The organism is Variovorax beijingensis, from assembly GCF_003951285.1.
Lineage (GTDB): Bacteria > Pseudomonadota > Gammaproteobacteria > Burkholderiales > Burkholderiaceae_C > Variovorax > Variovorax beijingensis.
The window spans coordinates 81,397-94,629 of record NZ_RXFQ01000013.1 but is presented as its reverse complement, the minus strand read 5'-3'; the positions used below and the strand labels follow the sequence as shown (position 1 = coordinate 94,629).

Annotated in this window: 9 protein-coding genes; 5 read left to right on the top strand and 4 right to left on the bottom strand. The window is 68.4% G+C overall.

The window, feature by feature from the left end; all coding sequences use genetic code 11:
• Genes EJO66_RS21765 through EJO66_RS21755 form a run of 3 tightly spaced genes read right to left on the bottom strand, consistent with a single transcriptional unit; the run spans window position 1 to window position 7,707 of the window.
• Window positions 1-3,243, bottom strand: a complete 3,243-nt coding sequence (locus EJO66_RS21765) for an efflux RND transporter permease subunit (protein ID WP_125966066.1) — start codon at window positions 3,241-3,243, stop codon at window positions 1-3.
• Entirely contained in the window at window positions 3,240-6,347 is a 3,108-nt protein-coding gene (locus EJO66_RS21760) for an efflux RND transporter permease subunit (RefSeq protein ID WP_125966065.1), read from the bottom strand. The genes EJO66_RS21765 and EJO66_RS21760 overlap by 4 nt, the downstream gene beginning before the upstream one ends.
• A 43-nt stretch (window positions 6,348-6,390) precedes the next feature.
• A complete protein-coding gene (locus EJO66_RS21755; RefSeq protein WP_125966064.1) occupies window positions 6,391-7,707 on the bottom strand; it encodes an efflux RND transporter periplasmic adaptor subunit in 1,317 nt (438 codons plus the stop codon).
• A 226-nt stretch (window positions 7,708-7,933) separates the two neighbouring features.
• Between EJO66_RS21755 and EJO66_RS21750 the strand changes: the two genes are divergently transcribed.
• The 4 genes from EJO66_RS21750 to EJO66_RS21735 all read left to right on the top strand — a co-directional run bounded on the left by EJO66_RS21750 (window position 7,934) and on the right by EJO66_RS21735 (window position 10,790).
• Window positions 7,934-8,455 (top strand): DUF6622 family protein, encoded by a 522-nt coding sequence (locus EJO66_RS21750; RefSeq protein ID WP_125966063.1) that lies wholly within the window; start codon window positions 7,934-7,936, stop codon window positions 8,453-8,455.
• A gap of 55 nt (window positions 8,456-8,510) precedes the next feature.
• Window positions 8,511-8,807, top strand: coding sequence for a 2TM domain-containing protein (locus tag EJO66_RS21745; protein ID WP_125966062.1), 297 nt, complete (start codon window positions 8,511-8,513; stop codon window positions 8,805-8,807).
• 73 nt (window positions 8,808-8,880) lie between these two features.
• Window positions 8,881-9,948 (top strand): sensor histidine kinase, encoded by a 1,068-nt coding sequence (locus EJO66_RS21740; protein WP_125966061.1) that lies wholly within the window; start codon window positions 8,881-8,883, stop codon window positions 9,946-9,948.
• Window positions 9,945-10,790 carry a LytR/AlgR family response regulator transcription factor gene (locus EJO66_RS21735; protein WP_125966060.1) on the top strand — a complete coding sequence of 282 codons (846 nt, stop codon included), beginning with the start codon at window positions 9,945-9,947 and terminating at the stop codon, window positions 10,788-10,790. The genes EJO66_RS21740 and EJO66_RS21735 overlap by 4 nt, the downstream gene beginning before the upstream one ends.
• A gap of 83 nt (window positions 10,791-10,873) precedes the next feature.
• Here EJO66_RS21735 and EJO66_RS21730 read toward each other — a convergent pair whose 3' ends face one another.
• Window positions 10,874-11,233, bottom strand: a complete 360-nt coding sequence (locus EJO66_RS21730; protein ID WP_125966059.1) for a hypothetical protein — start codon at window positions 11,231-11,233, stop codon at window positions 10,874-10,876.
• A gap of 134 nt (window positions 11,234-11,367) precedes the next feature.
• Between EJO66_RS21730 and EJO66_RS21725 the strand changes: the two genes are divergently transcribed.
• Window positions 11,368-13,182, top strand: coding sequence for a glutamine--tRNA ligase/YqeY domain fusion protein (locus tag EJO66_RS21725; protein WP_125966058.1), 1,815 nt, complete (start codon window positions 11,368-11,370; stop codon window positions 13,180-13,182).
• The last annotated feature ends 51 nt before the right edge of the window (window positions 13,183-13,233 follow it).

The following is a 13,233-nucleotide window of genomic DNA, read 5'->3' as shown; positions in this document are numbered from 1 at the left end:
TCACGTCGGCAAACTCGCGGCGCGGCTCAGTTGCCGCTCGTTGCCCGAACGCCGGCGCAGCTTGTCGAGCAGCACGTAGACCACCGGCGTCGTCAGCAGCGTGAGCAGCTGGCTCGCGATCAGGCCGCCGATGATCGCCACGCCGAGCGGCTGGCGCAGCTCGGCGCCCTGGCCGAAGCCGATGGCCAGCGGCAGCGCACCCAGCGCAGCGGCCAGCGTGGTCATGAGGATCGGCCGGAAGCGCAGCAGGCAGGCCTCGCGCACCGCTTCCACGGCCGAGATGCCGCGCGCGCGCTCGGCCTCGAGCGCAAAGTCGATGATCAAAATCGCGTTCTTCTTCACGATGCCGATCAACAGGAAGAGCCCGATCAGCGCAATGATCGAAAAATCCATGCGGAACAGCAGCAGCGCCAGCACCGCGCCCACGCCCGCCGAAGGCAGCGTGGTCAGCACCGTGATCGGGTGGATCAGGCTTTCGTAGAGCACGCCAAGCACGATGTAGATCACCACGATCGCCGCCAGGATGAGCGCCAGCTGCTGCCCCTGCGACTGCTGCGCCGCGAGCGCCGTGCCCTGGAAGCTGCCGCGCACGTTGACCGGCATCGCAATGTCGGCCTCGGCCTGCGCGACGATGCGGCGCGCGTCCTGCAGCGTCACGCCTTCGCCCAGGTTGAACGAGACGGTGCTTGCGAGCTCCGTGTCCTGGTGATCGATGGAGCTCGGCACCGCGCGCTCGCTGACCTTGGCAATGGCCGAGAGCGGCACCATCAGCGTGGTGTTGGCCGCCAGCGCCTGGCCGGTGGAAGCGGAGCGCAGACCCGGGTTGGCCGAGGTGGTGGTCGAGGTGCCGGTGCTCGCGTCGGTGGTGTTGGCCAGCGAGCTCACCGTGGTGGCGCCGCTCGCGGTGGTGCTGGTGGTGAGCGTCGAAGGCACATACAGGTCCTTCAGCACCACAGGCGCGCGCTGGTAGCGCGGGGCCCATTCCATGATTACGGAATACTGGTTGAGCTCGTCGTAGATGGTGGCGACCGAGCGCTGGCCGTAGGCGTTGTAGAGCGCGTTGTCGACCGCGCTCGAGGTCACGCCAAGGCGCGCGGCGCTGTCGCGGTCGACGTCGACGTAGGTCTCCACGCCGTTGTCGGCCTGGTCGCTGTCGACGTCGGTGAGCGCGGTTTCCTGGCGCAGCCGGTCGGCCAGCCTGGCGGTCCAGGTGCGCAGGTCGGCCAGGTTGTCGCCCTTGAGCGTGTACTGGTAGGTGGAATTGCTCGAGCGCCCGCCCATGCGCAGGTCCTGCACCGGGCTCAGGAACACGCGCAGGCCGGTGAGCTGGTTGAGCTGCGGGCGCAGCCGGTTGATGACGGCGGCGGTCTTCTCGGTGCGCTGCGACAGCGGCTTCAGGTTGACGAACATGAAGCCGCCGCCCGAGCGGCTGCCGCCCGCAAAGCCCACCACGGTATCGACCGCCGGGTCCTTGTGGATGATGTCGACCGCCTGGCGCAGCTTCTCGCTCAGCGCCACCGACGAAATGCTCTGGTCCGCGCGCAGGCCGGCGTTGAGCTGGCCGTTGTCCTGCTCCGGGAAGTAGCCCTTGGGAATGGCGGAGAACAGGTACACGTTGAGGCCCACCACCGCCAGCAGCACCACCATGACCACGGCCTTGCTCGCGAGCGCCCAGTCCAGGCTGTGGGCATAGGTGCGCAGGCTCCACTGGTACACGCCCTCCGCCGTGCGCGCCAGCCGTCCCGGCGGCTTGTCACCGGGCTCCTCGGCCCGCAGCAGCATGGCGCACAGCATGGGCGTGGTGGTGAGCGAGATGACCAGCGAGATCAGCACCGCCACCGACAGCGTGACCGCGAATTCGCGGAACAGCCGGCCGATCTGCCCGTCCATGAACAGCAGCGGAATGAACACCGCCACCAGCGACAGGCTGATCGACAGCACGGTGAAGCCCACCTCGCGCGCGCCGCGCAGGGCCGCCTCGATGCGGCCCATGCCGGCCTCGATGTGGCGGCTGGTGTTCTCCAGCACCACGATGGCGTCGTCCACCACGAAGCCCGTGGCCACCGTGAGCGCCATCAGGCTCAGGTTGTTCAGGCTGTAGCCGAACAGGTACATCGCGCCGAAGGTGCCGAGCAGCGACACCACCGTGGCCACCGCGGGAATGATGGTGGCGCGCGCGCGGCGCAGGAACAGGCCGACCACCAGCACCACCAGCGCGATGGAGATCATGAGCGTGGCCTCGATCTCGCGCAGCGACGCGCGGATGGAGTTGGTGCGGTCGGAGGCCACCTGCACCTCGATGTCCTGCGGCAATTGCGCGCGCAGTTCGGGCAGCAGCTCGCGCACGCCGTCCACGGTGTCGATGATGTTGGCGCCCGGCTCCTGCGTGACCAGCACGATCACCGCGGGCTGGCCGTTGAACAGGCCCAGCGTGCGCGTGTTCTCCACGCTGTCGATCACCCGCGCCACGTCGCCCAGCCGCACGGCCGCACCGTTGCGCCAGGCGATCACCATGTCGCGGTATTCCACGGCATGGCGGCCCGGCGACGGCGTGTAGATCTGCAGCCGGCGCTCGTCGTTCTCGATGGCGCCCTTGGGCCGGTTGGCGTTGTTGGCCTGGATGGCGGCGCGCACGTCCTCGCTGCTGATGCCGAAGCGGTTGAGCGAAAAAGGCTCGAGCTCCACCCGCACGGCCGGCAGCGAGCCGCCGCCGATCTCGACCTCGCCCACGCCCTCCACCTGCGAGAGCTTCTGGCTCACGATGTTGGACACCGCCTCGTAGATCTGGCCCGGCGTGCGCGTCCTGGAAGTGAGCGCCAGGATCGCGATGGGCGCGGCGGTCGGGTTGCGCTTGCGGTAGGTCGGGTTGCTGCGCAGGGTCGCCGGCAGGTCGGCCCGCGCCGCGTTGATGGCCGCCTGCACCTCGCGCGCGGCGCTGTCGATGTTGCGCTTGAGGTCGAACTGCAGGCTGATGCGCGTGGAGCCGTTGGAGCTGGTCGAGGTGAGTTCATTGACGCCGGCGATCACGCCGAGCCGGCGCTCCAGCGGCGTGGCCACGCTCGACGCCATGGTGCTCGGACTCGCACCCGAGAGGCTGGCGGTCACCGAGATGGTGGGAAAGTCGACCTGCGGCAGCGGCGACACAGGCAGCACGAAGAACGCCGCGATCCCGGCCAGCGCAATGCCAATGGTCAGCAGGACCGTCGCGATCGGGCGCTCGACGAAGGGCCTGGACAGGTTCATGCGGCTGCGGTCTCCCGCTTGCGCCCGAACCGGCGGCCCATGCGGTCGAAGGCCAGGTAGACCACCGGCGTGGTGAAGAGCGTGAGCACCTGGCTCACCACCAGCCCGCCGAAGATGGCCAGGCCCAGCGGCCGGCGCAGCTCGGCGCCCTCGCCCCAGCCGAACATCAGCGGCAGCGCCGCAAAAAGCGCCGCCAGCGTGGTCATCAGGATGGGCCGAAAGCGCAGCAGTGCCGCCTGGTGGATGGCTTCCTGCGGCGACTTGCCCTCGCGCCGCTCGGCGTCGATGGCAAAGTCGATCATCATGATCGCGTTCTTCTTGACGATCCCGATCAGCAGGATGATCCCGATGATGCCGATCACGCCCAGGTCGTTGCCCGTGACCATCAAGGCCAGCAGCGCACCCACGCCGGCCGAGGGCAGCGTCGAGAGAATCGTCAGCGGATGAATGTAGCTCTCATACAGCACGCCCAGCACGATGTACACGCACACCACCGCCGCCAGGATGAGCCACAGCTGGTTCGCAAGCGATTTCTCGTAGGCGCCCGCCGCACCCAGGAAGCTCATGGTCATGCTCGCGGGCATGCCGATTTCCTTGGCCGCCGCGCGAATGGCCGCCACCGACTTTCCGAGCGCCACGTTGTCGGCCGTGTCGAAGCCCACCGTGGCCGCCGGGTACTGCGCCACGTGCGTCACCTGCAGCGGCGCGGCCTGCTCGCGCACCGTGGCAATCGACGACAGCGTGGTGGCGCCGCCGCTGCCGGTGCGCAGCTGCAGGTTGCCCAGCAGTTGCGGCGAAGCCAATGCCTCGCGCTGCGCTTCCAGGATCACGCGGTACTGGTTGGTCTCGGTGAAGATGGTCGAGACGATGCGCTGGCCGAATGCGCTGTAGAGCGTGTCGTCCACCGAGCTGGCCGTGACCGAGAGGCGCGAGGCCGTGTTGCGGTCGATGTCCACATAGGCGGCCAGGCCCTTCGCGCCGGCGTTGGTGGTGGGATTGCGCACCAGCGGCTCGGTGCGAAGGCGCTCCACCAGCTTCTGCGCCCAGGCATCGACGGTGTTGGTGTCCACCCCTTCGAGCGAGACGCGGAATTCGGTCGGGCCCGTCTCGGCGTCGATGGTCAGGTCCTGCGTGGGCTGCAGGTACAGCGTCACGCCGGCCACGGCGCGCACGCGCTCGCGCAGGCGCTGCATCGTGGCTTCCTGGTTGCCGCGGTCAGGGCGCATGTTGATGAGCATGCTGCCGGTGTTCAGCGCCGTGTTGTTGGCGGCGTCCACGCCCACCACCGAGCTCACGCTGGCCACCTCGGGATCGGCCAGGATCGCGTTGGCGGCCTGCTGCTGCAGCTCGGCCATGCGCGTGTACGACACGTCCTGCGCGGCCTCGATGCGCGCCTGCAGCTGCCCGGTGTCCTGCGTCGGGAAGAGGCCCTTGGGAATCACCACGTAGAGCAGCACCGTGAGCGCCAGCGTGGCCACCGCCACCACGAGCGTCAGCGGCTGGTGGCGCAGCACCCATTGCAGCCACACGTCGTAGCGCGCGATCACGCGCTCGAAGAAGCGCTGCACGCTGGCTCCGAAGCGCCCGCCCTCCTCGGCCTGCGGCTTGAGCCAGCGCGCCGACATCATCGGCACCAGCGTGAGCGACACCACGGCGGAGATCAGGATGGTGATGGCCAGCGTGACCGCGAACTCGCGGAACAGCCGCCCCACCACGTCGCCCATGAACAGGAGCGGAATCAGCACCGCGATCAGCGACACCGTGAGCGAGATGATGGTGAAGCCGATCTGCGTGGCCCCCTTCAGCGCCGCCTTGAACGGTGGGTCGCCCTCTTCCAGGTAACGCGCGATGTTCTCGATCATCACGATCGCGTCGTCCACCACGAAGCCGGTGGCAATGGTCAGCGCCATCAGGCTCAGGTTGTTCAGGCTGTAGCCCAGCAGGTACATCAGCCCGCAGGCGCCCACGAGCGAGATCGGCACCGCCAGGCTGGCAATGACCGTGGCGCGCACGCTGTGCAGGAAGAAGAAGATCACCAGCACCACCATCACCACGGCCAGACCGAGCTCCAGCTGCACGTGCGAGACCGACGCGCGGATGCCGGTGGTGCGGTCGCTCAGCACTTCCACCTTGAGCGAACCCGGCAGCGAGGCCTGCAGCTCGGGCAGCTGCTTCTTGATGGCATCGACCGTGCCGATCACGTTGGCGCCGGGCTGTCGCTGCACGTTCAGGATGATGGCCGGGTACAGCACGGGTTCCCGCTCGCCCACACGCAATGCGGCCCAGGCGCCCAGCTGCGTGTTCTCGGCGCCGTCGACCACGCGCGCCACGTCGGTCATGCGCACCGGCGCGCCGTTCTTCCACGCGACGATCAGGTTCTTGTAGTCGTCCGCCGTCACGAGCTGGTCGTTGGCGTTGATGGTGTAGGCCCGCCGCGGCCCGTCGAAGCTGCCCTTGGCGCTGTTGGCGTTGGCCGCGGTGATGGCGCTGCGCAGCGTGTCCAGCCCGATGCCCACCGACGCGAGCGCGTTGGTGTCGGCCTGGATGCGCACGGCCGGCCGCTGCCCGCCCGAAAGCGACACCAGCCCCACGCCGCCGACCTGGCTGATCTTCTGCGCCAGCCGGGTGTTCACGAGGTTCTGCACCTCGGTGAGCGGCATGGTCTCGGAGCTCACGGCCAGCGTGAGGATGGGCGCGTCGGCCGGGTTCACCTTGGCGTACACGGGCGGCGCCGGCAGGTCGGCCGGCAGCAGCGAGCCGCCGGCGTTGATGGCGGCCTGCACCTGCTGCTCGGCCACATCCAGGGTCTGGTCGAGCGCGAATTGCAGCGTGACGATCGACACGCCCGCCGAGCTCACCGAGCTCATGCGGTTGAGCCCCGCCATCTGGCCGAACTGGCGCTCCAGCGGGGCCGTGACGGTGCGGCTCATGACCTCGGGGCTGGCGCCGGGGTAGAGGGTCTGCACCTGGATGGTCGGGTAGTCGACCTGCGGCAGCGCGGCCAGCGGCAAGAGCCGCAGGCCCACGAGGCCGGCCAGCACGATGGCAACCATCAGCAGCGCCGTGGCCACCGGCCGTTCGATGAAGGGGCGGGAGGGGCTCATCGCGGACGCGCTCGCTTGTTCCGTGGGTTGTGGCGGCTGCTCGTCATTGCGGCGGACGCTGGCGCCGCCGCTCTCCACCGCCTTCGCCGCGCTGTCCTCGCGGACCCGAAGCCCCGGCGCGCGGGCCTGCCGCGGGCCGGTCGCCCTGCAGCTGCACGACCGCGCCGTCCTTGATGCGGTCGCCGCCCTCGGTCACCACGTTCTCGCCGGCCTTCAGGCCCGAAGTGATGGCCACCACCTCGACATTGGCCTCGCCGCGCTTCACCGCGCGCATCGACACCGTGCGGTCCTCGTTGATCACATAGACGTAGTCGCCATTGGGGCCGGTGCGCACCGCCGTCACCGGCACCACCACCGCGCGCACCTTGCGCAGCAGCATCTGCACGTTGACGAACTGGCTCGGGAACAGCGTGGTCTGCGCATTGCCGAAGCGCGCCTTGGCCTTGACCGTGCCGGTGGTGGTGTCGACCACGTTGTCGAGCGTGGAGAAAGTGCCCGTGTCGAGCGTCGCGGCGCGGGTGCGGTCGAAGGCAGTGACAGGCAGCGGCTCGCCCTTGGCCAGTTGCGCCTGGATGTCGGGCACGCGGTCTTGCGGCACCGAGAACTGCACGTCGATCGGGTTCATCTGCGTGATGACCGCGATGCCCGTGGTCGCGTTGGCCGTCACGGTGTTGCCCGCATCCACCGCGCGCAGGCCGATGCGGCCGGCCACCGGCGAAGTGATGCGGGTGTAGTCGAGGTTCAGCCTGGCGGCGGCCTCGGCGGCCAGGTCGGTGGTGACCGTGCCTTCGAGTTGGCGGACCAGCGCGGCCTGGGTGTCGACGTCCTGCCGGGCGATGGAGTCCTGCCCCAGCAGCGTGCGGTAGCGCGCCAGCGTGACGCGAGCGGCCTCGAGCTGCGCCTCGTCGCGCTGGCGCGTGCCGCGGGCCTGCATCAGCGCCTGCTCGTAAGGCCGCGGGTCGATCCGCGCGAGCAGCTGGTTCTTTGCCACGGTCTGCCCTTCGGTGAACAGCACTTCGGTCAGCACGCCGCCGACCTGCGCCTTGAGCGTGATGGTCGCAAGCGGCGTGACCGTGCCAAGCGCATCGATGGTCACCGGCAATTCGATCTCGCGCGCCGCCGCATGGCCCACCGTGACAGTGGCGCCGCCGAAGCCCGGCCCGCCGGCGGAGCTGCCCTTGCGGTTGATGAGATACCAGGCGCCGCCCCCCAGCACCAGCAGCAGAACCAGCGCGATCAGGCTGCCGAGCCAGAGCCTGCGGCGCGAAGGCGGCCGCGCAGGCGGAGACGAAGAAGGTGGGGTTGCCGGTTGGACAGCAGGCGAATCGCCGGAAGAAGACTCGGAGTTCGGAGATTCCATGGGGTGTGGCAATGCGCAAGTACAGCCGCTAGTGGAGCGCCGGATCGTAGCGCGCCTGTCTTATGAACCGTAAAGCGCCGGTAAAGCTGCGGACAAGGGCTGCATTTCGCGCCGGCTCGCCGCGCCTGGCGCCGCCGATTCGCATTTCGTCGCAGGGCCATGGCGGCGGCGCGGGGGCGCCGGCACAGTCCGGCCCATCGAATCGTCTTTTCATTGGAGAAACACCATGCTGCTGCAGATCATTCTTCACACCCCGAAATGGGTCTTCGCCGTTTTCGTGCTGCTCCTGTGGCTGGGCTGCAGGCAGCTGCTGTCCGGCAGCGTCAGCCTCGCCAAGGTCACGGTGATGCCGATCGCCATGACCGGCCTTTCGCTGGCCGGCGTGATCTCGGCCTTCGGCGATTCGCCGGGCGCCCTGCTCGGCTGGGCCGCGACGGCTGCCGCACTGGTGCTGCTGGTGCTCCAGAACCCGCTGCCCGCCAGCACACGCTACGACCGCGCGGCACGCGAGTTCCACGTGGCCGGCAGCGCGGTGCCGCTGCTGCTGATGATGGGCATCTTCTTCACCAAGTACGTGGTGGGCGCATCCCTGGCCATGCACCCCGAGCTGCGCCAGCAGGCCGGCTTCGCAGTCGCGGTTCCCATGCTCTACGGCGCCTTCAGCGGCATCTTCGCGGCGCGCGCCGTGCGGCTGTGGCGGCTGGCCATCAGCACCGGCGCCATGGCCGCAGACGCCCGCGCGGCCTAAGATCACCGGCCGCTTCATCGACCGCCTCCAATCATTCATCCATCCGGACACCGTCATGAACTCCACACAAGCCAACACCTCCGTCTCAGACGTCGAAAAGCTCGCCCGCCGCCGCGCCGGCGCCAAGATGGGCTGGTACATCCATGCCTTCGTCTATGTGCTGGTCAACCTTGGGCTGGTGGCGCTCTCCGCATCGCGCGGCCACAACTGGGCCGTCTATCCACTCATGGGCTGGGGGCTGGGCCTCTTGATCCACGGCGCCGTGATCTGGTTCGTCGCGCCCGGCGGCAGCTTCTACGACCGGCTGGTGGAGCGCGAACGGCGCGCGCTGCGCTCCGGGGAGCGCGGATGAGCGGAGCGCAGGGCCGCCCCAAGCCCGCTCGCTCCCGCTTGGCGGGACGGCGCGCAGCGCCAAGGGTGCACCAATGAGCATTGAAGCGCTTCCCCGTTTCCGCGCGGAGAACGTCCGGGGCATGCTCCGGCATGGCCTGATCACCGTCGTGTTCTGCTGCTTCATCGCCGCGGCGCTGGCCATCACGCAGCACGGGGAATGGGGCGCGCAGATGGTGTATTCGCTGTCGATCGGGCTGATCAGCTGGCTCTTCATCGACGTGGGCCGGCTGCTGATCAGCGGCCACCGGGAGATCCTCTGGCCGTCCGGCCCCTGGGGCTATCTGCTGGTGGCGGGCGGCGTGACGGTGGGCTTCCTCGGGGGCAATGCCATCGGCGACGCGTGGACCCACCAGCCCCTGCTCGACTTCGCCAGCTTCACGGAACGCAAGCTCGCGACCACGATCATCATCACGGTGACGGCCACCGTCTGCATGTGCTTCTTCTTCTACAGCCTGGGCAGGAGCAGGCACATGCGGCGCCAGATCGACCTGGCTCAGCGCAACGCCACCGAGGCGCGGCTCAAGCTGCTCGAGACCCAGCTCGAACCGCACATGCTGTTCAACACGCTGGCCAACCTGCGCGCGCTGATCACGGCCGACCCGCCGCGCGCCGTGGCCATGCTCGACCGCCTCAACAACTACCTGCGCATGACGCTCAGCGGCTCGCGCGCCCTGGCGCATCCGCTGTCGGCCGAGTTCGAACGGCTGGCCGACTATCTCGAACTGATGTCGGTGCGCATGGGCGAACGCCTGCGCTACACGCTCGACCTGCCGGATGAATTGCGCGACACGCCGGTGCCGCCGCTGCTGCTGCAGCCGCTGGTCGAAAACAGCATCCGCCACGGGCTCGAGCCCAAGGTCGAAGGCGGCGTGATCACGGTGCGCGCACGGCAGTTCGACGGCCGGTTGATCATCGAAGTGAGCGATACCGGCGTCGGCCTCGATGCGGCGCAGACTTCCGAAGGCAGCGGCTTCGGGCTAGAGCAGGTGCGCGAGCGGCTTGCCACCGTGCATGGCGAGCAGGGCCGGATGAGCCTGGCCGCCCGGCCTTCGGGCGGAACCCTTGCCACACTCAGTTTTCCCCTGCCGCCGCAAGCATGAATCCCACCGCCCTCATCGCTGAAGACGAACCGCTGCTCGCACAGGCCCTCAAGGCCGAACTCGCCGCCGCATGGCCCGAACTGACGGTGCTCGCCACCGCGGGCGACGGCCGCAGTGCCGTTCGGGAGGCACTGCGCCTGCTGCCGCAGGTGCTGTTCTTCGACATCCGCATGCCGGGCCTCGACGGCTTGGGCGCTGCCGCCGAACTGGCCGACCGCTGGCCCGTCGACGAGGCGCCCATGCCGCAACTCGTCTTCGTGACCGCCTACGACGAATACGCCGCCCGCGCGTTCGAAACGCAGGCCATCGACTACGTGCTCAAGCCCGTGCAGCCCGAGCGTTTGCGCAAGACCGTGCTGCGGCTTCAGCAGGCGCTGGCAGCGCAGCAGCAGGCCAAGCCAGCTCCTGCCACCGCCGACGAGGCGCTGGAGCGCACGCTTGCGCAGTGGCGCCAGGTGCTTGCCGCCGCAGCAGGCAACGGCGCGTCGGCGCCGCCCGCCACCTCCACCGCCCCGCTGAAGATGATTGCCGCCAGCGAAGCCGGCGGCAGCATCGTGCGCATGGTTCCGATCGGCGAGGTGCTGTACTTCGAGGCGGCCGACAAATACATCCGTGTGCTGACCGCCGCGCACGAATACCTGATCCGCACGCCGCTCAAGCAGCTGCTGGCCCAGCTCGACCCCGAGATTTTCTGGCAGGTGCATCGCGCCGTGGTGGTGCGCAGTTCGGCCATCGAGGCCGTGCACCGCGACGAGGCCGGCAAGCTGCACCTCGACTTGCGCGGCCGGACTGAAAAGATTCCCGTCAGCCGGCTTTACGGCCATCTCTTTCGCGCGATGTGAAATCGAGCAAATGGCCCGCCCATGAAAAAAAGCCGGCCCTCGCGAACCGGCTTTTTCAGATGCGGGATCCCGACCCGCGGCGCTCAACGCCAGTGGCGGTGGCCGTAGTGATGGCCGCGGTAGTAGCCACGCGGACCGTAGTAGCGCGGTGCGTAATACGCCGGCGGCGCGTAGTACACCGGAGCCGGACGGTAGTAAACCGGCGGCGGTGGACGGTAGTACACCGGAGGCGGCGGTGCGTAGTACACCGGCGCAGGGGCCGCATAGACCGGGGCCGGGTAGTACGCCGGAGCGCCCACGCCCACGGCAACTCCGGGCAGACCCACGCCGATCGACCAGCTCACGTCGCCACGGGCACTGGCCGAGGTGGCCGCAAACAATGCACCGGCTGCCACGACACCCGCGGCGGCCCATTTGAAGAAGGTTGAACGTGTGAGGCTCATGATCTTGGACTCCTTGTTGGGGCGTTTCCCGCCCATGTACGTATTGAACGCGCCAAATGCAAAGCGGTTGCCCGCCGCAATGTGAAGAACGTAGCCAAAGGTAACCGGCAGGGGGTGCGTTCTAGAATGCCGCAATGACCTCCCCGACCGACAAAGACAGCGCAAAAACAGCCGCTGCACCGAGCAATTTCCTGCGCCACGTGATCGAAAACGACCTTGCGCAGGGGGCCTATTCTGGCCGCAAATGGGGTGGCTCGCCCGGCGACGCTGCCCATCACGCCCAGGGCATGGCCGACCCGGCCAAGGTGCGCATGCGCTTTCCGCCCGAGCCCAACGGCTACCTGCACATCGGCCACGCCAAGAGCATCTGGCTCAATTTCGAGCTGGCCAGGGAATACGGCGGCGTCTGCCACCTGCGCTTCGACGACACCAACCCCGAGAAGGAAGAGCAGGAATACGTCGACTCCATCCGCGACGCCGTCCAATGGCTCGGCTACGAAACCTGCCTGGCCGACCGCCCGAGCGCCCCGGGCACCCTGCAGCCGCACGAATACTTCGCGAGCGACTACTTCGACTTCATGTACCGGGCGGCCGAATACCTGATCGGCGCCGGCCTGGCCTATGTGGACGAACAAAGCGCCGAGGAAATCCGCGCCAACCGCGGCGACTTCAACACGCCCGGCACCGACAGCCCGTTCCGCAGCCGCAGCGTGGAAGAAAACCTCGCCCGCTTCCGCGCCATGCGCGACGGCCAGTTGCCCGACGGCGCCGCCATCCTGCGCGCGAAGATCGACATGGCGAGCCCCAACATCAACATGCGCGACCCCGCGCTCTACCGCATCCGCCGGGCCACCCACCACAACACCGGCGACAAGTGGTGCATCTATCCGATGTACACCTTTGCGCATCCCATCGAGGACGCGCTCGAGCAGATCACCCATTCCATCTGCACGCTCGAATTCGAAGACCAGCGCCCCTTCTACGACTGGCTGCTCGACCGCCTGGCCGAAGGCGGCCTCATCGCCAGCCCGCATCCGCGCCAGTACGAATTCGCCCGCCTCAACGTCACCCACGTGCTCACCAGCAAGCGCAAGCTGCGCCAGCTGGTCGAGGAAAAGTACGTCGACGGCTGGGACGACCCGCGCATGCCCACCCTGGCCGGCCTGCGCCGCCGCGGCTATACGCCCGAGGCGCTACGCCTGTTCTGCGAACGCAGCGGCACCACCAAGTCCGGTGGCTGGATCGACTACGCGAGCCTGGAAGCCGCGCTGCGCGACACCCTCGACCCCATCGCGCCGCGCGCCATGGCCGTGCTCGACCCGGTCAAGCTGGTGATCACGAATTGGGGCGAGCTGATGGGCGGCGACGAGGTGCTCGACGACTGCTCCGCCCCCGTGCACCCGCACCACCCCGAGATGGGCAAGCGCGAATTCAAGCTCGGCCGCGAGGTCTGGATCGAGCGCACCGACTACGAGGAAGTGCAGCCCAAGGGCTTCTTCCGCCTGTTCCCGGGCAACAAGGTGCGCCTCAAGTACGGCCACGTCATCGAATGCACCGGCGGCACCAAGGACGCGAGCGGCAAGCTCGTCGAAGTGCAAGCCACGCTGGTGCCCGACACCAAGAGCGGCACGCCGGGCGCGGACGCCATCAAGGTGAAGGGCAACATCACCTGGGTGGCCGCGGCCGATGCGGTGCAGGCCGAGGTGCGGCTGTACGAGCGGCTGTTTGCGGCGGCGAATCCGGGCAGCGGCGAGCTGCTCGACGAACTCAACAAGGCGAGCCTGGAGGTTTGCTCTGCATTCGTCGAGCCGTCGCTGGCCAAGGCGCAGGACGGTGCGGCGTTCCAGTTCGAGCGGCACGGGTACTTTGTGCTCGATGCGAAGGCTGGGGCCGATGGCAAGCGCGTGTTCAATCGCGCTGCAGGCATGCGGGACAGCTGGGGCAAGTAAAACCGCCCTCTGCCCGTACAAAGCCGGCGGCCGCGATGGCGCCGGCTTTTC